The organism is Marinobacter gelidimuriae (assembly GCF_000372805.1).
GTDB lineage: Bacteria > Pseudomonadota > Gammaproteobacteria > Pseudomonadales > Oleiphilaceae > Marinobacter > Marinobacter gelidimuriae.
Genome location: NZ_KB889874.1, coordinates 1 through 20,811, shown reverse-complemented (window position 1 = coordinate 20,811; position 20,811 = coordinate 1). Strand labels below are relative to the sequence as shown.

General features: G+C 53.4%; 20 protein-coding genes and 2 pseudogenes. 12 read left to right on the top strand and 10 right to left on the bottom strand.

The features are described from left to right. Nucleotides 1–269: 269 nt before the first annotated feature. Genes A3OI_RS0106045 through A3OI_RS0106035 form a run of 3 tightly spaced genes read left to right on the top strand, consistent with a single transcriptional unit; the run spans nucleotide 270 to nucleotide 3,037 of the window. Nucleotides 270–1,640, top strand: a complete 1,371-nt coding sequence (locus tag A3OI_RS0106045; protein ID WP_018403409.1) for an NAD(P)-binding domain-containing protein — start codon at nucleotides 270–272, stop codon at nucleotides 1,638–1,640. Continuing rightward, nucleotides 1,637–2,728 carry a DMT family transporter gene (locus tag A3OI_RS0106040; protein ID WP_007349629.1) on the top strand — a complete coding sequence of 364 codons (1,092 nt, stop codon included), beginning with the start codon at nucleotides 1,637–1,639 and terminating at the stop codon, nucleotides 2,726–2,728. Before A3OI_RS0106045 ends, A3OI_RS0106040 begins: the two co-directional genes overlap by 4 nt. 15 nt (nucleotides 2,729–2,743) lie before the next feature. Next, nucleotides 2,744–3,037 (top strand): hypothetical protein, encoded by a 294-nt coding sequence (locus A3OI_RS0106035; protein ID WP_007349628.1) that lies wholly within the window; start codon nucleotides 2,744–2,746, stop codon nucleotides 3,035–3,037. Between the two features lie 195 nt (nucleotides 3,038–3,232). Here A3OI_RS0106035 and A3OI_RS0106025 read toward each other — a convergent pair whose 3' ends face one another. The 3 genes from A3OI_RS0106025 to A3OI_RS0106015 all read right to left on the bottom strand — a co-directional run bounded on the left by A3OI_RS0106025 (nucleotide 3,233) and on the right by A3OI_RS0106015 (nucleotide 5,053). Beyond that, nucleotides 3,233–3,472, bottom strand: coding sequence for a VF530 family protein (locus tag A3OI_RS0106025; RefSeq protein ID WP_007349626.1), 240 nt, complete (start codon nucleotides 3,470–3,472; stop codon nucleotides 3,233–3,235). A 56-nt stretch (nucleotides 3,473–3,528) separates the two neighbouring features. Further along, nucleotides 3,529–4,035: a C40 family peptidase gene (locus A3OI_RS0106020; RefSeq protein WP_018403408.1), complete on the bottom strand. Its 507-nt coding sequence runs from the start codon at nucleotides 4,033–4,035 to the stop codon at nucleotides 3,529–3,531. A gap of 124 nt (nucleotides 4,036–4,159) precedes the next feature. Beyond that, the gene (locus A3OI_RS0106015; protein WP_018403407.1) at nucleotides 4,160–5,053 is read right to left on the bottom strand and encodes a DMT family transporter; all 894 of its coding nucleotides are present in this window, start codon (nucleotides 5,051–5,053) and stop codon (nucleotides 4,160–4,162) included. A gap of 206 nt (nucleotides 5,054–5,259) precedes the next feature. On the opposite strand from A3OI_RS0106015, the gene A3OI_RS0106010 reads away from it, so the two are divergent. From A3OI_RS0106010 to A3OI_RS0106000, 3 genes and pseudogenes are all read left to right on the top strand, one after another. Next, nucleotides 5,260–5,466, top strand: coding sequence for a hypothetical protein (locus A3OI_RS0106010; protein ID WP_018403406.1), 207 nt, complete (start codon nucleotides 5,260–5,262; stop codon nucleotides 5,464–5,466). A 66-nt stretch (nucleotides 5,467–5,532) separates the two neighbouring features. Continuing rightward, nucleotides 5,533–5,694, top strand: a pseudogene (locus A3OI_RS0106005) (amino acid dehydrogenase); the annotation flags it as partial. A gap of 54 nt (nucleotides 5,695–5,748) precedes the next feature. Continuing rightward, a complete protein-coding gene (locus tag A3OI_RS0106000) occupies nucleotides 5,749–7,158 on the top strand; it encodes a sodium-dependent transporter (RefSeq protein WP_018403404.1) in 1,410 nt (469 codons plus the stop codon). Nucleotides 7,159–7,296: 138 nt separating this feature from the next. Here A3OI_RS0106000 and betA read toward each other — a convergent pair whose 3' ends face one another. The 6 genes and pseudogenes from betA to A3OI_RS0105970 form a co-directional block, all read right to left on the bottom strand. Then, complete coding sequence (gene betA / locus A3OI_RS0105995; RefSeq protein WP_018403403.1) at nucleotides 7,297–8,982, bottom strand: choline dehydrogenase; 1,686 nt, start codon at nucleotides 8,980–8,982, stop codon at nucleotides 7,297–7,299. A gap of 26 nt (nucleotides 8,983–9,008) precedes the next feature. Further along, a complete protein-coding gene (betB, locus tag A3OI_RS0105990) occupies nucleotides 9,009–10,478 on the bottom strand; it encodes a betaine-aldehyde dehydrogenase (RefSeq protein WP_018403402.1) in 1,470 nt (489 codons plus the stop codon). A 40-nt stretch (nucleotides 10,479–10,518) separates the two neighbouring features. After that, the gene (betI, locus tag A3OI_RS0105985) at nucleotides 10,519–11,133 is read right to left on the bottom strand and encodes a transcriptional regulator BetI (protein ID WP_018403401.1); all 615 of its coding nucleotides are present in this window, start codon (nucleotides 11,131–11,133) and stop codon (nucleotides 10,519–10,521) included. A 197-nt stretch (nucleotides 11,134–11,330) separates the two neighbouring features. Then, the gene (locus A3OI_RS23105; protein WP_018403400.1) at nucleotides 11,331–11,492 is read right to left on the bottom strand and encodes a hypothetical protein; all 162 of its coding nucleotides are present in this window, start codon (nucleotides 11,490–11,492) and stop codon (nucleotides 11,331–11,333) included. Further along, nucleotides 11,492–11,899 (bottom strand): annotated as a pseudogene (locus A3OI_RS19490) (zinc-binding dehydrogenase); the annotation flags it as partial. The pseudogene A3OI_RS19490 and the gene A3OI_RS23105, both read right to left, overlap by 1 nt. Then, a complete protein-coding gene (locus tag A3OI_RS0105970) occupies nucleotides 11,886–12,104 on the bottom strand; it encodes a hypothetical protein (protein WP_018403398.1) in 219 nt (72 codons plus the stop codon). The pseudogene A3OI_RS19490 and the gene A3OI_RS0105970, both read right to left, overlap by 14 nt. Nucleotides 12,105–12,733: 629 nt before the next feature. Between A3OI_RS0105970 and A3OI_RS0105965 the strand changes: the two genes are divergently transcribed. From A3OI_RS0105965 to A3OI_RS0105955, 3 genes are all read left to right on the top strand, one after another. After that, entirely contained in the window at nucleotides 12,734–13,663 is a 930-nt protein-coding gene (locus A3OI_RS0105965) for an ABC transporter substrate-binding protein (protein WP_018403397.1), read from the top strand. Nucleotides 13,664–13,867: 204 nt separating this feature from the next. Then, a complete protein-coding gene (locus A3OI_RS0105960; protein WP_018403396.1) occupies nucleotides 13,868–14,920 on the top strand; it encodes a quaternary amine ABC transporter ATP-binding protein in 1,053 nt (350 codons plus the stop codon). 17 nt (nucleotides 14,921–14,937) lie between these two features. Further along, nucleotides 14,938–16,998, top strand: a complete 2,061-nt coding sequence (locus tag A3OI_RS0105955; RefSeq protein ID WP_018403395.1) for an ABC transporter permease — start codon at nucleotides 14,938–14,940, stop codon at nucleotides 16,996–16,998. Nucleotides 16,999–17,107: 109 nt separating this feature from the next. Here A3OI_RS0105955 and A3OI_RS0105950 read toward each other — a convergent pair whose 3' ends face one another. Beyond that, nucleotides 17,108–18,322: a serine hydrolase domain-containing protein gene (locus tag A3OI_RS0105950; protein ID WP_018403394.1), complete on the bottom strand. Its 1,215-nt coding sequence runs from the start codon at nucleotides 18,320–18,322 to the stop codon at nucleotides 17,108–17,110. A 151-nt stretch (nucleotides 18,323–18,473) separates the two neighbouring features. Here A3OI_RS0105950 and A3OI_RS0105945 point away from each other — a divergent pair, with 151 nt between their 5' ends. The 3 genes from A3OI_RS0105945 to A3OI_RS0105935 all read left to right on the top strand — a co-directional run. Then, nucleotides 18,474–19,907 carry an aldehyde dehydrogenase family protein gene (locus tag A3OI_RS0105945; protein ID WP_018403393.1) on the top strand — a complete coding sequence of 478 codons (1,434 nt, stop codon included), beginning with the start codon at nucleotides 18,474–18,476 and terminating at the stop codon, nucleotides 19,905–19,907. Between the two features lie 98 nt (nucleotides 19,908–20,005). Then, nucleotides 20,006–20,443 (top strand): YeeE/YedE family protein, encoded by a 438-nt coding sequence (locus A3OI_RS0105940; protein WP_018403392.1) that lies wholly within the window; start codon nucleotides 20,006–20,008, stop codon nucleotides 20,441–20,443. A gap of 4 nt (nucleotides 20,444–20,447) precedes the next feature. Further along, nucleotides 20,448–20,811: DUF6691 family protein (locus A3OI_RS0105935; RefSeq protein ID WP_018403391.1), on the top strand; the 364-nt coding region annotated here is incomplete at its 3' end.

The window sequence follows — 20,811 nt, the reverse complement described above, 5'->3', positions numbered from 1 at the left end:
ATGCCTTAGCCATCCGAGCGCTTTCCTCCGGCGTTTTCTCGAAATCTCGCACTCAGATCAGTGGTCTGCCCACTCCTGACCTTCTGTCGCCCCCGACAGTTGCTGTCTACATCCTATTCCGCCGTCGGTTAATCCGAATTTGATGTGTCTTATTGCGAAGCCTCGTGGCTTGATCGTTACCGGTCAAAGCTGAGCCCTTTTTCGCTTTCAGTTGTCGCCCTGGCCGCTCTTGCCCGGTGCTCGACACAACGCCTTAAACAGGAATCATTATGAGTTTTAAAATTGCCATTTTAGGTGCAGGCCCAAGCGGCCTGGCCCAATTACGTGCTTTTGAAGCAGCCCGCGACGCCGGTGCAGATATCCCCGAAATCGTATGCTACGAAAAACAGAGCGACTGGGGCGGTCTTTGGAACTACACCTGGCGCACGGGCCTGGACGCCTATGGCGAGCCCGTGCACAGCAGCATGTACCGCTATTTATGGTCAAACGGCCCCAAGGAATGTCTGGAGTTCGCGGATTACAGCTTCGAGGAACATTTTGGTCGCCCTATCCCGTCTTATCCGCCCCGCGCCGTGCTGCGCGACTACATTATGGGCCGTGTGGCCAAGAGCAATGTACGACAGTACATCCGCTTTAACACCGCGGTGCACTGGGTTGACCACAACGAAGCCACCGGCAAGTTCGCGGTTACGGTGCGGGACTTAAAGCAAGACGAATTGAGCACCGAAGAGTTCGACCATGTCATCGTTGCTACCGGGCACTTTTCGACCCCCAATGTGCCCTATTTTGAAGGCCTGGAGCAGTTTCCCGGCCGTGCGCTGCACGCCCACGATTTCCGCGACGCTTGCGAGTTCAAAGGTAAGGATCTTTTGCTGATCGGCAGCAGCTATTCCGCAGAAGACATAGGCACACAGTGCCACAAGTACGGCGCCAAATCGGTCACCTTCAGCTATCGCTCACAGCCCATGGGCTTCGACTGGCCGGAGTCCTTCACCGAAGTGCCGTTGCTAACGGAAGTGATCGGCAAGACGGCCCATTTCAAGGATGGCTCCAGCAAAAAAGTCGACGCGATCATTCTGTGTACCGGGTACCAGCATCACTTCCCGTTCCTGCCCAACGAACTGACGCTGACCACGCACAACCGGATGTACCCGGAAGGTCTGTACAAGGGGATCGTTTCCTTAGCCAACCCGAAGCTTATATTCCTTGGCATGCAGGACCAATACTACACCTTTAACATGTTCGACGCCCAGGCCTGGTATGCCCGTGATGTAATGCTCGGCCGCATTGCACTGCCGGCAAACGACGCCATGGCCGCTGATAGCCGTGAATGGGTCGCCCGCGAGCTGAAGCTTGCCGATCCCGTCGACGAGATAGATTTTCAGGCCGCTTACATACAGGATTTGCTTGAACCTACCGACTACCCAGCATTCGATGTAACCGCCGTTGCCGATATTTTCAAGCAATGGGAACACGATAAGGAAGCGGACATTCTTGGGTACCGCAACAGGAGCTACCGCTCCACGCTGACGGGCACCCTGGCGCCTGTGCACCATACGCCCTGGATGGATGCGATGGACGATTCTCTTGAAGCCTTTCTCAAAGTGAAGCAAACCCAGCCAGCAAAGGAGACTGTATGAATCAACCAAGTCTGAGCCAGGCTCGGTCGCGCTTCACCTCCAGCAGCATACGCTGGGGCTTTATGTGGGCCATGTGGGCCGCCGTGCTCTGGGGTGCCTGGTATGTACCAGGGTCCGCGGTGTGGTTTGAAGCGCCCTATATTAACTTGAGTTTCGATACCAACGCCCAGTTTCTGCTGGCTGCGGCGGTGCTGACCACCTTCAACGCCATTGCCGTGTTGTTCTTTCTGTTTGTCTGGAACGGGGTATTGGGCAAACTGGGGGAATACGTTCGCACCATCAGGCAGATGCGTTTTATATCCAAGTGGTTCTTCATCGGCGCCATATTTGGCGGCCCGATGGCCATCTTTGGCTCGTATCTGGCGATAGGCTACATCGGCGGAGCCTTCGCGGCCATTTCAGCGCTGATGTACCCCATCATCGGCGCCACCCTGGCCAGACTCTGGTATCAGGAGAAGATCACCAAACGCGCAGCGGTGGGTATTTTTATCATTCTGGCAGGTGGCGTGACAGTCTATGCACCCGGCATTATTGCTGAAATCACAGGCACCGGCGACGCCGGCTGGCTTGGCTATCTGGGCGGCGCAATGGCAGCCATTGGCTGGGGTGTAGAGGGCGCAATCGCAGGCCGAGGGCTGGATGTGGCCGATCCGGATGTGGGTATTACGGTCAGGTTCACGGCCGAAGTCCTGTATTGGGTTGTGCTGATTTTACCAGCGATCTACCTCTTTACCGACCAACCGGTTGTGGAACTGGTCATCGCCACGTTCAACTGGGCGGTCATCGGCTGGCTGATGCTGGCGGGCGTGAGCTTCGCCTTCTGCTATGTTTCCTGGTACAAGTCTTTCCCACTGATAGGCGTTGGGCGAGGGCAAGCGATTGCGGCGTTGTACGGGCTTTTTGCCGTCATCTTCCTCGCCGCGTTCACCCTCGAATTTCCGGATTGGAACTTCCTTGCAGGCTTGGCCCTGTTCGTAATAGGCGGGTTTGTCATGTTCACGGAAAGCGACGAAGTGCTTGAGGTAGTCCGTGCCGTGTCGAGCGACACCAAAACGTCCACCGCTACGGCGAGTGCGGCCAACTCATGATCATTGGAGCAACCCATGAATAAATTGCACATGAAAGGCCGCATTCTACAGCTGATCCATGACCGGCAGAATAGCGGCATATGGGACTGGCAAATCACCGATGCGGTGATGAGTGAATACGGCCTCAGCGGTGCCTACTGGCGTGGCAATACCCGTGTCACACTGACTGACCTGTTCTCCAGCGGCATCATCGAAAGCGTTGAGGAAGAGCTCGACCATCAAGCTTATTTTGGCGCTGGTCGCGTGTTGTTCAAATTCAGGCTCAACGACTTCGGTCGTCAACGGATGCGCGACACCGCACTGGCTTGATAGCCGGTGCCACCTAAAATTTTGACCAAGGAGACACTATGTCTGATTTCTGGGGTTATCCGGGGGCTGACATGCTCGCCGTTGCCGTTATTATTGTGCTCAGTGGCCTGGCCCTGTACCAGGCACGCACCTTTGTAACCAAGCTTTAAACGCAAACGCTGGCCGCCCTTTCGGGCGCGCCAGCACCCATTGTGGTCACACCTTCCCCGTATGATTTCCTTCAAACGTTGATATATACAGGTCTTCAACCTTATCTCTGGCCCACTGAGTTCTGCGTAAAAACTTCAACGACGATTTGATGGACGGATCGCTCTTAAAACAATTTATGTTGATTCTTTGAGCCAACCCCTCCCAGCCGTAATGTTGTTCCAGCCTGGTAACAATCTTCTCAAGCGTCACTCCGTGCAATGGGCTATTCGGTTGTTCTTCACTCATGCTTTTAATACACCGTTATTTATTGAAGGGGTAACCGATGGCATCCAGACCGAAGACTAATAAAACCTTCGAGCCTGACTGATCCGGCCGCGCCAATAGTAGCCATTAAGGGATGAGCGCATAACGCCGGACGATGTCGATGCGTGAATAAAACTGTCATCGCCCATGTAGATGCCGGCGTGCTGATCCTTTCCCTTTATATTAAAAAACACCAGATCGCCGGTGCGCAGGTTGTCCAGGGGAACCCTTTCTCCGGCGGCCAGCATCTGATGAGTGGTGCGGGGTAAACGGCGCCCTATGGCTTCGTGGTATGCAGTGGTGATGAAGCCGGAGCAGTCAAAACCGCTGGCAGACGTACCTCCGTAGCGGTAAGGCGTACCTTCATAGCGCTCGAACACCTGCCAGAATTGCTGAGCTGCAGCCATTTCATTACCGGTAGCGGGCCGCTCTGACGGCTGCCAGCGATTATTGTCTGATGTACGAAGATCCTGAGTGCTGGCGCAGCCGCCAAGGCCAAACAGTATCGCGATAGTAAACAGCGGTAGCAGCGATCGCCATGTCATTGGAATTGCCCTCGAAACGTTCAGCATCGGCCTACTGTAAAAGCCCGTGTGCTCCGTGTCAGGTTAAACATTACGTTTATGTGTATCTTGCCCGCCAACTAAAAGAAGCTGGCGCATGACAGGTTCACTGTGCCGGTTGCTTGCGCCCGGTAACCGCAAATGCCACACCGGTGATAGACACCACACCACCGGCTATGGCCAAGACACCCAGGCGCTCATCGAACAACCAAAAGGCTTGCAGCGCGGTGACCGGCGGCACCAAATAAAACAGACTGGCCACCTGCGACGCCGCACCCCGACGAATCAGCAGCATGAGCAATAGAATGGCACCGATCGATACCCCGAACACCAGCCACGCCATAGACAACTGTAATTGGATGTTCCAGACCACCTCGCGGGTTTCAAGCGCGAACGCACCAATCGCGAAAAACACCGAGGCGGCGCTGTACTGAATAAAGGTCCCCGCCACCAGGTTAACGCTCTCGCCATGGCGCTTCTGGTAAACCGTGCCTACCGAGATACCAAGCAATGACAGCATCGCCCACCCCAGGGTCCACAGGGGAAAGCCCTCTATCCCAGGCCCGCCACCCAGCTTTTCCATCAGCACCAGGCTTACGCCCAGCAATCCCAGCGACAAACCCACCCACTGCCGCAGCGTAACCGACTCACGCAATATCACGACCGCCGCCAACGCCGTGACCAGCGGCTGCAGCCCAACAATCAGGGAAATAATCCCGGACGGCATGCCACCCTGAATGGCGTAATAAACACCGCCCAGGTAACAGCCATGCACCAGCAAACCGGTAACCGCAGTGTGTCCCGCCCCGCACCAAGACGGCCAGGTAACCTTTAGCACCAGGGCCAGCACACCCAACAGCACCAGCGTGAACAGCATCCGGAAAAGCAACAACGTGAAAGGTTCAGCGTAGGGTAAGCCGTACTTGGCACCAATAAACCCGGTGCTCCAGAGCCATACAAACACTGCGGGCACAACATAAACCTGGAAAGCGGAACGCATGCAAATAGCCTTATAAACGTGGATTGGTGACTGAAATCCGGAACGCGCCTATTTTCAAGCCATAGAGCTGGTAAAGCGAGAGGTTCCACAATGAAGTTGAGTTTACAGGAGATTTTCCGGTTAACGATTGACCCCTGGGCTTTCAAAGATTAGCTTACAGACTACCCGACCCCAAAAGGGCAATCCCCTTCGGGAGATCCAGGCGCATGAAATCAAACGCCGGCCATAAGCCGGACGACAAAAACAACACCGCCACTGCCGCCGAGATCCGGCCAGGTGGAGAGGATTTCAAAATGCTTATGTCAACACGTCTCCAAGGCGTATTGTGCCGTGCACAATTGCGTCTACCTGTTCAGATAATCACTCTTTATTTCCGCGAGTTAGCGTCCACTTGGGCCAAGGAAGAGAGGTGATCCCCCATGACCGTATTCAGCCATCCCGAATTTGATAACCACGAACACCTGTCGTTCGTTTGTGACCCGGACTTCGCCATTAACGCCGGCGGCATCATCGACGTGTTCTACGAACGCACCGGCGCGTCCCCAGAGAAAGTACGCGCCCATGTGGAAGGCATAGGCCGCACGCTTACCGAGATCTTTACACGCTCGGATCGCAGTGGCATCTGCTTTACGGGGCCGTAATTCATTCAAATCCCCGTTTTTTCAAACAAAACAACGATCTAGCAGGAAACAATTATGTCTGAATCACATGCGCCCACTGCGGAAGCAATAGAAGGCTCCAACGCCAAACGGGGGCTATGGTCCTCACGCTTTGCTTTTATTCTTGCGGCCACGGGTTCTGCCGTGGGCTTGGGTAATGTCTGGAAATTCCCCTACATCACCGGTGAAAATGGTGGTGGCGCCTTTGTACTGGTTTATCTTCTGTGTATCGCCGCGATCGGCCTGCCGATCATGATGGCCGAAGTGTTGATTGGTCGCCGCGGTGGCCGCAGCCCGGTTAACAGCCTGAAGGCGATCGCCGGGCGCGACAGGCTGAACCCGGCCTGGCGCATGGTCGGTGCCATCGGAGTGATCGCCGGTTTCCTGATTTTGTCGTTCTACTCGGTGATTGGTGGCTGGGCGGTATCCTATGTGGGCACAGCGGCCAGCGGGCAACTCACAGGCCAATCTGCGGATGCCATTGGCGCCATCTTCTCTGACCTGCTGGCCGATCCGGTAACGCTGCTGATGTGGCACACCCTGTTTATGGCCCTGGTTATGTTTGTGGTCGCAAAGGGCGTTCGTGTGGGGCTTGAGCGCGCGGTCACCATTCTGATGCCGGCCCTGTTCCTGCTGCTGCTCACGGTTGTCGGCTACGCCATGACCACCGGTGGATTCGGCCGGGCCGTGACATTCCTGTTCCAGCCGGACTTCTCCAAACTCACCACCTCGGGCATTCTGGTGGCGCTGGGCCACGCGTTCTTCACTCTGAGCCTGGGCATGGCGGTGATGATGGCTTATGGCTCTTACCTGCCGAAAGGCATATCCATCGCCAAAACCTCCATTGCCGTCTGCGTTATCGATACCGGAGTAGCGCTGCTTGCCGGCCTGGCCATCTTCCCGATTGTGTTTGCAAACGGCCTGGAGCCTGGCGCCGGCCCGGGCCTGATCTTTCAGACCCTGCCGCTGGCATTCGGCCAGATGCCCATGGGCAGCTTGTTCGGAACCCTGTTCTTTGTATTGCTGATATTCGCCGCCTGGACGTCGGGTATTTCCCTGCTGGAGCCCATCGTTGAATGGCTGGAAGAACAGAAAAGCATGAACCGGATGACTAGCACGCTGGCCGCAGGCTTCGTGTGCTGGTTACTGGGCATTGCGTCGATCCTTTCCCTGAACCTGTGGTCCGGTTTTGCACCACTGGGCTGGATTGGCATGTTAGAGGGCAAAACGATCTTTGATCTTCTCGACTTCTTCACCGCCAACATTCTGCTGCCACTGGGCGGACTTCTGGTTGCCGTGTTTGCCGGCTGGGTGATGTCGCGGGAGGCGATGGAAAAGGAACTCGCGCTGTCAAAGCCTATGTTCCGCCTTTGGTACATCACCGTGCGTTACATTACGCCAGTGGCTGTGGGCGCTGTGTTTATTTACAACCTGTTCGGATCGTAAGCAGCATCGGGTAAGCAGCCTGTTTATAACGGATCAGGGAGGCCTGTGCTGTTTCCTCTATACCGATTCGGTCGCCCGATTCTGCCAGCCTGAGATACCACTGAGCATTGCGCCCCGTGCCGGGAGGGTGAAACAGCGCTAGCTCTGTTGCCGCTTTGCCTCTCCTGGGCGCTGACGTACCTGCCATTGTTCATCCATGACAACAGGTGCATCTAAAGATTGGAGGGGCTCCTTGCCCCGGATCAGATCGGCGGCCCGCTCAGCAACCATGATGGCAGGCGCGTTCAGGTTGCCATTGGGTATGGTTGGGAAAATCGATGAATCCACAACACGCAGATTTTTGATGCCATGAACCCGGGTTTGCGGGTCTACCACTGCACGCTCATCGATGCCCATCTTGCAGGTGCAAGATGGATGATAAGCACTCTCTACCGTCTGCCGAACGAAAGCGTCAATTTGCTCGTCGCTGTCAACCGCGTTACCTGGCTGAATTTCCGCCCCGCGGTACTCATCCATTGCGGGCTGATTGATAATCTCCCGGGTCAGGCGAACGCAGGCCCGAAAACCTTCCCGGTCGGCTTCGTGTTGCAGATAATTGAACTGTATCCGTGGTGCCTCTTTTGGATCCACAGACTTTACGTGCACGGTGCCACGGCTTTTGGGTTTGTTGTGGCCAACGTGCAGCTGAAATCCGTCGCCGTCAAATGCTTCTTTGCCGTCATAGCGCATTGCTGCAGGCAGAAAATGGTATTGCATGTCTGGCCATTCCACGCCTGCTTTGGAGCGGATAAAACCGCAAGATTCGAAGTGGTTGGTGGCGCCAAGGCCATCTTTTTTCAGAATCCAGCGCACGCCTATTTTCAGTTTGTTCCACCAGTCGAGCTTGCCGTTCAACGACACCGGCTGTTCACAACGGAACTGAAAATAAAACTCCAGATGGTCCTGCAGGTTTTCACCCACTCCCGGCAGCTCGTGCTTCACCTCAATGCCGGCCTTTTCCAGAACCTCGCGGTTACCAATGCCGGAAAGCTGCAACAGGTGCGGAGAACCAATGGACCCTGCCGACAAAATCACCTCTTCAGTGGCTTTCACCTCTCGGATCTTACCGCTCTTTTCGTAACGCACGCCCGTAGCGGCGTTGCCATCAAGAAGCACTTTGTGCACCAGAGCATGGGTAACCACGGTCAGATTAGGGCGATCCATAGCCGGCCGCAGATAAGCATTCGCAGTAGACCAGCGACGACCATTTTTAACCGTCATGTGCATGCTGCCAAACCCTTCTTGCTGGGCGCCGTTATAGTCCTTTGTAGGGAAATAACCGGCGTCCTGACCTGCGTTAATAAAGGCCTTATACAGAGGGTTTTGCATGTTGTTGCCGTTGTTTACGCCCAACGGACCGTCACCGCCACGGTAGCGATCACCGCCGAATGCCCAGGTCTCCGCTTTTTTGAAATATGGCAGTACCTGTTGGTAATTCCAGCCTTCTGCGCCTTGTGATTCCCATTCGTCAAAGTCGCGGGCGTGGCCACGCACGTACACCATGCCATTGATGGACGACGATCCGCCCAGCACTTTGCCGCGTGGGCAATGCATGCGACGGTTGTCCAGATAAGGCTCCGGTTCGGTTTCAAACTGCCAGGCAAACTTTTTGGTGTTCATGGGAATGGACAAGGCGGTCGGCATCTGAATAAAGATGCTTTTGTCGCTACCACCGGTCTCCAGTAGCAGAACCTTACGGTGTGTATCTTCGGTCAGGCGGTTAGCCAGCACACAGCCAGCAGAGCCCGCGCCCACAATGATGTAGTCGTATTGGTTTTCTTTCACACACGTTCTCCTTTTTAGCTCCGAAATCAAAATGGCGCGTCGATGTCCTCCATGCCCACATACACAGCCTTGAGCTGGGTGTAGTGAGAGATCGTCTCGCGGCCATTTTCACGGCCAATACCAGAGAGTTTGTAGCCGCCCACGGGCATTTCTGCCGGCGACGCTCCGTAGCTGTTAATCCAGCAAATACCTGCCTGCATCTGATGAACAACCCGGTGGGCACGGCGAATATCATTGGTAAACACGCCCGCCGCCAGACCGTTTTCAGTCGCATTAGCGCGACCAATCACTTCATTTTCGGTGGCGAACGTGAGCACCGACATCACCGGCCCGAAAATCTCTTCCCGCACGATGGCCATATCGTCAGTGCAGTCAGTGAATATGGTCGGTTCAACAAAGTAGCCGCCCTTGGAATCTTCCGGCTCGAACCCGTGGCCCCCATGACGGAGTGTTGCGCCTTCTGCCACACCTTTAGCGATATAGCTCAATACCAGCTCGCGGTGCTTTTCAGAAATAAGCGCACCAAAGTTGGTGCGTGGACTCATCGGATCGCCCGCCAGGATGTTGTTGCGGCTACGCTCCAGCAAACGCTCCATGAATTTCGGGTAGATATCCTCATGCACGAATACTCGGGTGCCGTTGGTGCAGACTTCGCCCTGGGTATAAAAATTGCCCACCATGGCGGCCGAGATGGCATTCTCCAGATCAGCATCGTCAAAAATAATGAGCGGAGATTTGCCACCCAGCTCCATGGTGACACTTTTCAACGTAGTAGCCGCAGCGGCCATGACTTTCTTGCCGGTACCTACTTCGCCGGTAAACGACACTTTGGCGATTTCGGGATGGTGAGTCAGCCAGGAGCCGACCTCTGCTGCGCCCTGCACGACGTTAAACACACCGGCAGGAACACCTGCTTCAATATAAATCTGGGCCAGTTTGGTGGCGCCCATTGGGGTTTCTTCAGAAGGTTTGAAAATCATCGCGTTGCCACACGCCAGTGCCGGAGCAGACTTCCAACAGGCGATCTGTAGCGGGTAGTTCCAGGCGCCGATACCGGCGCATATGCCCAGCGGTTCCCGGCGGGTGTAATAGAAGTCACCCCCAAGATCCTGCTGGTTACCCTCAATCGACGGCGCCAGGCCAGCAAAAAACTCAATAGAGTCTGCACCGGTTGCGATGTCCACCGCTTGCGCTTCCTGCAAGGGTTTGCCGGTATCCAGAACCTCAATAGCGGCCAACTCGTCGTTACGTTCACGCAGTAATGCGACGGCTTTCAGAAGAATGCGGCTGCGCTGCACAGCAGGCATGGCAGCCCACTCTGTAAATCCAGCCCGGGCGCTCTCAATGGCGGCCTGCTGCACAGATTCATCCGCTATTTCTACTTCGTAGATCACTTTGCCCGTGGCCGGATTGACAACTGGAAACACCTCACCGGTATTGTTGGCAAAGAAGCGACCGTGAATAAAATTCTGTAAACGAGGTACTGAATGGGACATAAAAGCGTCAAACCTTAACGTGAATAATGAGTGGTTCTGCTTAAACGATGCGGCTACTAAATGTTGTCTGGGGCCGGGCCAGCGTGTCCCGTATAAAGCGCTTACACAGCTGCTCACCCGCTTCGAAACTTTCCTGTGGGTCCAGACTCAACGCACTACGCAGCCAGAAGCCGTCTATTATCGCCGCCGTTTGCCTCGCCACCTCGGTCGCTGCTGTAGGCTCCATCACCTGGGCGAAGGAATAGCGCAGGTTGCTATAAAGACGCGCATTGTTGATCTGCTGCAAACGTTGCAGACCGGGCTCATGCATGGACCGCGCCCAGAAACTCAGCCAGGTTTTTGCCGCCAGTGCCGAGCGCTGGAAATTGGAAAAGTTGGAATCAACGATGCAGTTCAGGCGCTGTTCTGGCGACCCGCCGGTCTTCGCCATACGCTCACGAAGCTCTTTTCCGAGCTGGTCCAGTAAATATCGAAGCGCTGCTTCAATCAGGCCCTGCTTACCACCGAAATAGTGGCTGATGATGCCCGAGGACATTCCCGCGCGTTTGCTGATGCTGATGATGGTGGTATTCTGCATCCCCAGTTCGGCAATCGACTCCATCGTTGCTTTGATCAGCTGCTGTTTTCGGGTGTCTTTCACTCCAACTTTTGCCATGGTTATTCGCTGCTTTATCGCCCTGAATTTATTAATTGAACGTTCAATTAACTTTAAGGCTACAGAAACTATAACGGAGCTGCAACCTGAAAAAGTACAGAAAACAATCGATCAGAGCCTGGTAAGGCGGGGAACGAGCATCAAACAGATACCCACTATTCGTCCGCATAGTCCGCAGAGAAACAGTTTCCAGCCGGTCACCGGGTTTGATGGTGCCTTCGTAATTCATCAATGCCAGCCGCGCCGAGGTTCCGGTGCCGGTGGTCCCCCGGCAGCGGATCAATGCCACCGGTGACAATCCGGCTGACATCGCCACCGGCATGGGTATCCATCAACTGAATGGTCAGTTCCGATTTCATCACACGTTCCCCAGGGTGAAAGGCTTGCCATGCTCGTTCCACTGCGCGTCGGGAACATTCACGATCTTGCCGAGGTAATTGCTGCCCCGATTCTCAAAATAGACCTCGGCATGATGCAGATCCGACAGTTTGAACGCGCCGTGAAGCACCGGCTTCAATTGCCCGTCACGAATCCAGGCCATGAGCTGATCGGCTTCCTCACGGGTACCGTGAGACACCCCAAAAATTTGTACCTGATAAAGGTAGATGCGGGTCCAGAGAATCTCGCTGATGTTGCCACCACTGGCACCAGCGATGCTCAGCCGCGGGTAGGTGCTGCGGGCCTTCATATCGAAGATCATCGTATCGATGAACGTGTCGGTCATCTCTCCGCCCACCAGATCCATCACCGCGTCAAACGGTTTGCCCCTGATAATCATGCGCTTTCCAGCTTTCTGTCACTTTTATACAAAACCCGGGGCGATCAGGAAGAGGCTTAATCGTTGTTTTCGGATATCCCGCCGGCATTTCGCCAATCACAGCAGAGCCCAGGTCATCTAGAGTAATGGCCTCTTTCTGCGTCGAACAACCGCCGATAAAAACGGCAAAAACAATCGTTATGAGTTTTTTCACAACTCTTCCTCATTCGGGGAGAACATCCATAGTCAGGGATACCTACATCCTAGCGCAACTTTAAGGCATTGCTTGGCATACGCTTTTACGCAAGAAACAAACCAGAATGAGTCGAAAAACAGGCTTTTACTCGAATTAACAGGTCTGTGCCAGGGGTCACAAAAACCAACGACACTTAAGATGTGTTAGCCTACCGATCCTGGCATACGAGTTATCAAGTATTTTTCCTGCTTGACCAGTTCGAGCGCTCTCTTCCGGCGTATTCTCGAGATCTCGCGTTTCATCGGCGGCCTGCCCGCCCTCGGCCCTCTGTCTCACCGACAGATACAGCCTGTTCAAAGACAGATACAGCCTTCATAGAATTGCGGCATTGACACATTCGACCCTGGCGCGCACTACCTAAAAACCGAAGTCATTGTGACTTTTAGACGTGCCATTTTAGGCGCCGGCCCAATGTTGTGCTTTTAAAAAAAGCTCGCGGCGCCGTCGTTGCCGTCTATTTTTTTGCCCAGATATAATTTTAAGCTAAAAACGAAACAGGACTTTGCCTGTAATCAAAGAAAGAAAGTAAGAAAGAGACAAAGAGAGAAACGATCAATTACCGATAACAATACTTTTCGGAGATGTGTATGAGATTTTTGAACAAACTTGCTACTGCCGCTGCAGTTAGCTCACTGGTGCTTGGCGCGACTGTAGCCCAAGCAGATTCAAAAGAGCCTATTGTAATTGCCACCCATAACTGGACCAGCCAAATTACTATGGCTTACGTTATTGGCGGTATTTTTGAAAGCATTGGCGATAACGTTTCTTACGTACCTGCTGATAGCCAAGCAGTTTACGAATCTGTTCGTAACGGTGACGTCACTATTGCTCACGAAGTATGGCAATCTACCTTTGGCAAGTCTTTCAACAACGCCTTAGACGCTGGCGGCATTATTGATGTGGGTACCCACGCCTCTGTTACTCAGGAAGAGTGGTGGTACCCTGCGTATGTAGGCGACTTATGCCCGGGCCTACCCTCTTGGGAAGCGCTGAACGATTGTGCCGAACTGTTTGCAACACCAGGCAGTGGTGGCAAAGGGCGTTATCTTGACGGCCCTATGGACTGGCATGGCCAGGAAACCCTAAACCGCATTGAAGCACTTGATATGGACTTCACAGCCAAGTTTGCCGGGTCATCCGGTGCACTTTGGGCTGAATTGGAGTCTGCGGCTAAAGACAACCGTGCCGTGGTGGTCTTTAACTGGTCACCCAACTTCACCGATTCCGGTGACGGCGGCAGCTTCGTTAAATTCCCTGCGTATACGGATGGCTGCAAGAAAGCAGACGGCGGTGATGGCAAGTGTGGCTCGCCCCCAGCAGGTTGGTTGAAGAAGGCGGCGTATTATCAAATGCCCGCAAAATGGCCAACTGCTTATAAAATCTTTAACAACGTATCCTTTACCAAAAGCGATATTGGCAGTATGGCAGCATTAGTAGACATCGATGGTATGACCCACGAAGCAGCCGCTACTAAATGGCTGGCTGATAACGAAGCAACCTGGAAAGCCTGGTTGTAAGAAAAACACGCTAACCTGAGCGCGCTGCGCTCAGGTTAGCTCTTGTATTCAGAATCTCTATTTATTTATTCTGTTTTTTCAGTAACAGCAGTGCTATTGACGCGGTGCAACAATAATCTATTGCGCTTGTTAGTCCGATATATTCACTGAATTATTGCCATCAACCCTATCTCTTAGCACCTCTTTTTTTACAGGAATTTGATTATGTCAACGTCAGCTCAGCCGGTCATCAAGTGCGAGTCTGTCTATAAAATTTTTGGCGCTAACGCTGTAAAAATTCTGGAACAATCAGGCGGAAAAGTAGATACAGCATCGTTACTTGAAGCAGGATGTGTTATTGGTGTTAACAACGCTTCTTTTGAAGTGCACAAAGGTGAAATGCTCGTCATCATGGGCCTGTCAGGCTCTGGCAAATCCACACTTCTGCGCTGTATTTCACGGCTAATCGACACAACTGCAGGCGATATTTTTATTGATGGTGAAGACCTGCTTGCTATGAATGCAAAAGAACTCATCAACATTCGCCGTAATAAAATGGGCATGGTATTCCAAAGTTTTGCCCTTCTGCCTCACAAAACCGTTCTAGAAAACATTGCCTTGCCATTACAGGCAAAAGGCATAAGCACTCGCGACAGCATGGCCCGTGCGATGGACATGGTGAACCTGGTAGAGCTCACAAATTGCGAAAACGATTTTCCCCGCCAGCTCTCCGGTGGTCAACAACAGCGTGTCGGCATTGCCCGCTCATTGGCCGTAGAACCTGAAATCTGGTTTCTCGATGAGCCCTTCTCAGCCCTGGACCCACTGATTCGCAGGGAAATGCAAGACGAATTCCTGCGCTTACAAAGTGTATTGCACAAAACCATCTTATTCGTTACCCACGACTTCGATGAGGCGCTACGCCTTGCCGACCGCATCGCCATTATGAAAGACGGCGTCATCGAACAAATTGATACCCCAGCCAACATCGTACTCAAGCCAGCCACGGAGTACGTCGCCAAGTTTACCCGTGGCGTGCCGCGTGAGCGCGTACTTTCTTGCAAAGCCATCATGGAAGAATACGACGCAACCGCCACGATGAGCGACGTCACTGTCTCTGCCAATGCCATTATCGAAACCGTAGCTGGATCCGTGCTAACCGAGCAAAACCCAGTGGCTGTCATTGATGCCGAGGGCAATATTGTTGGCGCTTTAAATCGCAACATTATGATAGACGTCTTGTTTGGTGAAACTAACAGCATGCCAGTTAATAACTAAGTTATGAGCAACGCCTAATGCAATATTTTACCGAACATAAATGGATGCAGTTTGTCGCCCTATTGGTGGTGTTCTTTGCGCTTGTAATGGCCATAGATCCAGCCACAGGTGGCAACCTGTGGCGCCTGCAAGAAACCCGATTCTGGTTGCTGCCTGACGTTGTTAACGATGGCCTTAAGTTCCTTATCAATGATTTTTGGGTGGTCGAGACTTACGATGCCGAGTTAGACATCACCGAACAGTCAACCATGATGAAAGAGTTTACTCGCGACCTGTCTGGCGTGGTTCTGTTCAGCATCAACCTGATTCGTGAGCTCCTGTTAGGGGGCGTCAAAACCGTTGTGGCCTTCACCAGCTGGGACTTTATTAGCGAAAACGAGTGGGCTCGAATCCCGGCCCTGCCGTGGCCCGCTGTTGCTGCGGGTGCCTTTTTAACAGGGCAATATCTTGGTGGCCGCAACCTGTCACTTTTAGCCGGCATCAGCACCATTTACATTGCTGTGTTTGGTCAGTGGACACCCGCCATGCAAACCCTATCGTTTGTGTTGGTGGCCGTACCTTTATCGGTTTTGCTGGGGTTAACCCTGGGCATCATCGCCTTCAGGAACAAAACCTTCGAGGCTGCCCTCGCACCACTGCTGAACGTGGCTCAAACCATGCCCCACTTCTCGTACCTGATCCCGGTAGTGGTGTTCTTCGGCATTGGTGACCATGCGGGTGCTATTTCAACGGTTATTTTTGCCACCCCCCCAATGATTCGCCTCACCATTCTGGGCCTTAAAAAGGTCTCTCCAGAAGTGGTGGAAGCCGGCATGATGAGTGGCTGCAACTCACGCCAGCTTATGTTTAAAGTACTCATCCCTACCGCACGCCATGACATTTTAATCGGTGTTAACCAGGTCATCATGCAGTGTCTGGCCATGGCCGTTATCGCATCGTTTATTGGCGCAAAGGGCTTAGGCTACGACTTACTTGTGTCTTTGAATATGCTCAGGATAGGCCAGGCCCTCGAACTTGGACTATCCATTGTCTTGATTGCGGTGGTTCTGGACAGATTATCCCTGGCCTGGGCAAAAAAGCAGGTTGATTACTTTGCTGACGTACCGTTTCATTTGCGTCACAAGTATTCACTCGCCTTCGTGGGGATTCTGACTTTCACCTCTGTTATTGCCTATGTGGCATCCATGGCTTTTCCAGACAAGGCCAACTACTTTTATTTTATTCATGAATCACAAGGGCTTACTACCGAAAAGTTCTGGGATTCCATTGTAGACTGGATCATCACCAACACTTACGACAGCGTGCAAAGCTTCAACGTCTTCATGATTACCTCGATTTTGATGCCCATGAAAGAAGCCTATTTATCGATGCCCGTCGCGGCCACTCTGTTCCTGGTTGCAGGTACCGGTTACATCGTTGGCGGCCTTCGCTCTGCTATTGTTGCGACGGCTTTTATTGCCTTTATTGCCCTAACACCCTGGTGGGACCGCGCCCTGATTACGGCCTATATGACCACCTTTGCCGTCATCATTTCCGTAACGATTGGCTGTAGCGTCGGCATTTTGTGCTCGCGAAGCCCCAAGGCAACCAAGTTTATATTGCTGGTCTGTGACACGTTTCAGACATTTCCGTCGTTCGTCTACTTAATCCCGGTCATTATGTTGTTTGGCGTGAGTGATTTATCGGTGCTTATTGCGGTGATCGTGTACGCCACCATCCCTGCCACACGTTACACCGTGGAAGGGCTGAGTAACGTGCCGAAAAGCTTGCAAGAAGCCGGTTCTATGTCAGGGGTTAACCGCACGCAGCGTTTACTGAAAATTGAACTGCCCCTGGCGTTCCCGCACATCATGCTGGGCATCAACCAAACCGTCATATTCTCTTTGTTTATGATTATCATCGGCGCCTTTATCGGTACCGACGACTTAGGTCAGCTGATCATGCAGTCTTTGTCTGAAGCCAACGGCATGGGCCAAGGCATCGTGCTCGGCTTATGCGTTGCCTTTATTGGCCTGGCCGTAGACCACTTGATTCATACCTGGGCAGAGCAGCGCAAGAAAGTGCTGGGGCTTGCTTAAAGGCGGGGACGGATTTCAAATCCGTCCCCTGTTAGACCTATAAACCGGGGCAGATTTATTTTTCAGTCCCGGTTTATCTTTCAATCCCGCAGCTATAGCGCCCTGTGGGTCACACCAAAGCGCCATTCACAATGGCCCGCAACTCCTGCCGGATCGGGTAAGACGACGAGGGAATCAGTTGCGTCATGAAGATCATGACCAGCTCCTCGACCGGATCGATAAAAAAGTTGGTGCTCGCCAGGCCGCCCCAACCGTACTCGCCAACCGATCCGTTGGTCTGGGATTTGGCAACGTCGGTTTTAACCGAAAAGCCCAGGCCAAAGCCACTCCCGGCATAAGGTGTCTCACTGAACGCACCAACGGAGAGGCCCGGCAGATCCTGATTATCCGGCAGGTGGTTGCGACGCATGAATTCCAGAGTTTTTCGACCAATAATCCGCCGCCCCCTAAACTCTCCGCCCTGGCAAAGTGCCTGGGCAAAATGGAAATAATCGTCAATGGTGGACACCAGCCCGCCGCCGCCTGACACAAACTTATTTTTGTGCCGGAAATGTGACGTATCCGGATCGTCCTGCAGCTTAAGCTGATCGCCCGACTGGTACTGATAGCAGGCGGCGAAGCGGTCAAGCTGATCGTCACGAACCTGGAAGCCAGTGTCTGGCATGTCCAGGGGGGCAAAGATATTGTCTCGCAGATACTCGTCTAAAGGCTGACCCGCCAGCAACTGCACCAAATACCCCAGCACATCCGTGCTGACGGAATAGTTCCAGGCCGTACCCGGTGAAAACTCGAGCGGCAGCTCCCCCAGCTGGTTCACCAGTGCTTCCAGCGTCAGATTCCGGCTGCCATCAAGCCCTAACTCGCGGTAAGCCGCGTCAACGTTGGTGCGGTTCATGAACCCGTAAGTCAGGCCTGACATATGGGTGAACAGGTCGCGGATGGTCATGGTGCTGGTGGCCGGCGTGGTCAGAAAATTGGGATAAACACCGCTTTTATAAACCCGCAGGTTTTTCCACGCCGGAATGTACTTGTGTACCGGGTCATCCAGCAAAAACCGCCCCTGCTCGTAAAGCTGCATCATGGCGATAGACGTGATCGGCTTGGTCATCGAGTAAATGCGAAAAACCGTATCCCGGCAGACAGGTTTGTTGCGTTCCACATCCATCAACCCCTGGGCTTTCACATAGGCAATTTCTCCTCGCCGGGCGACCAGTGTCAGCGTGCCGGGTAATTTTCCAGGCTGGATATAGCGACGATCAAGATGACGTTCAATATTGCGAAGCTGGTCTGCTGAAAGGCCGGCAACTTGTTTGAGTTCCGTCATAGTGAAGGCACCTTGTTGAGTGGTTTGGAGACCATTGTGACACCGGTAATGCTTGAGCGCATTTTAACATTTCCCCTAACAACAACGACGAATAAAAACTAAAGTTCACGACTCTGTTAAAATGACGTAAATCCCCCAAAAAAGCGGCTCGATGATGGAGACAACCAAGTTCTATATTAACGGAAAATGGGTAACGCCTGAGGGCACCCAAACGATAGACGTTATCAACCCCTCTGATGAAACCGGGTTTGCCAAGATTACTCTGGGTTCTGAAGCTGATACGAATATGGCCGTCAGCGCCGCAAAAAGCGCATTCCCGGCTTGGTCGATGTCGACCAGAGAACAACGTGTTGACCTGCTGGAGCGCTTGCTGGAAACCTACAGCGCGCGTGCTGAAGAGATGGCACAAACCATCAGTAAAGAAATGGGAGCACCCATCAATTTGGCAAGAACGGCCCAAGTGGGTGCCGGCGCTACGCATCTGAAAAACACCATTCGTGCTCTAAAAACCTTCAACTTTGAGCACGCCCTGGGTGAACACGCGCCAGAAAACAGAATCATGCACGAACCGGTGGGCGTTTGCGCTCTGATAACCCCCTGGAACTGGCCGATGAACCAGATCATGCTGAAAGTGCCGGCTGCCATTGCGGCTGGCTGCACAGTGGTTCTCAAACCGTCAGAGATTTCACCCTTGTCCGCAATGCTGCTGGCAGAAATGATCGACAGCACGGGCTTTCCAGCAGGCGTATTCAACCTGGTCAACGGCGATGGCGAAGGCGTTGGCTCGCAACTTTCAAAGCACCCGGATATTGATCTGGTCAGCTTTACCGGTTCAACCCGTGCCGGCAAAGCCATCACCATTGCCGCAGCAGACACCGTGAAGCGAGTTGGCCTGGAACTGGGTGGCAAAGGCGCTAACATCATCTTTGCAGACGCCGATGAAAAAGCCATAACGCGTGGCGTGCGCCATTGCTTCGCGAACTCAGGCCAATCCTGCAACGCGCCCACACGGATGCTTGTCGAGAAGTCACTTTACAAGCAGGCTGTTGAAACCGCAGCATTGATTGCCAGCCAAACAGACGTTGGCCCCGCAGACGTAGACGGCCGCCAAATCGGCCCCGTGGTCTCTGAACAACAGTTCCAGAAAATTCAGGCACTGATCAAAAAGGGTATTGCAGAAGGCGCGACGCTGGTCTCCGGTGGCGAAGGTCGGCCAGAAGGGCTGAACAAGGGCTACTTTGTAAGGCCAACGGTTTTCGCGGACGTTACACCTGAAATGACCATCTGGAGCGAAGAAATTTTCGGCCCTGTTCTTGCCATCACACCGTTTGAAACAGAAGAAGAAACGGTAAAGCTGGCGAACGATACCCACTACGGGCTGACCAACTACATCCAGACCTCCGATAAAGAAAAAGCCCACCGATTGGCGCGACAACTGCGGTCGGGCATGATCGAAATTAACGGCAAATCCGGATCGTCAGGCTTCCCGTTCGGCGGCATGAAACAGTCGGGAAACGGCAGCCGGGAAGGCGGCGTGTGGGGGCTGGAAGAGTTTCTGGAAGTGAAATCCGTCACCGACTGGTAACTAGACGGTCGGGTTAACCACCCACTCCGGATCTTCAAGTTCAACACGTGCCGAACAATGCCTCAACATGCCTTGTTCGGCAAAAAATGGTGACATGAATGATCAACATTGCCTGGAGCTCCTTCACGCCCTGGACGGCTCTGTCCGGTGGCGTTTTAATCGGCATTGCAGCCGCAATACTGATCATATTCAACGGTCGTATTGCCGGCATCAGCGGAATTCTTGCCAGCCTTTTAGTCCCGCAAAAAAAGGAAACGCTCTGGCGGGCCGCCTTCATTCTGGGCATCGTCGCCACACCGTTTATATGGTCCAGCTTCGCAACACTTCCGGCCATTCAGATTGATGCAGGCTACCCTGTTCTTATTGTTGCCGGGCTGCTTGTCGGTATTGGCACGGCTTACGGCTCAGGCTGCACCAGTGGCCACGGCGTTTGCGGCATGTCGCGTTTATCCCTGCGCTCTGTCGTCGCCACCATCAGCTTTATGTTTGCCGGTTTCGTTACCGTTTACATCGTTCGTCATTTAATCGGAGCCTGAAACTATGAAGTTTTCGCTGGTATCGCTTATATCGGGCCTGTTGTTTGGTGCTGGACTATTACTGTCTGGCATGGCTAACCCAGCCAAAGTACTTGGTTTTCTTGATGTTGCCGGCACCTGGGACCCATCCCTGGCATTGGTTATGGGTGGCGCCATTCTGGTTGGCCTGGTTGCCTTCAGCTTTGCCAAAAAACAGACTGTGTCTGTGCTCGGTTTTGATATGAAACTGCCAAAAACAACCGCAATCGACAAGCGGTTGTTTATTGGCAGTATTGGTTTCGGTGTTGGATGGGGGCTGGCCGGCTTTTGTCCCGGCCCCGCACTGGTCGCTTTCGGGGCCGGTGAAACCAAAGCTATCGTCTTTGTCG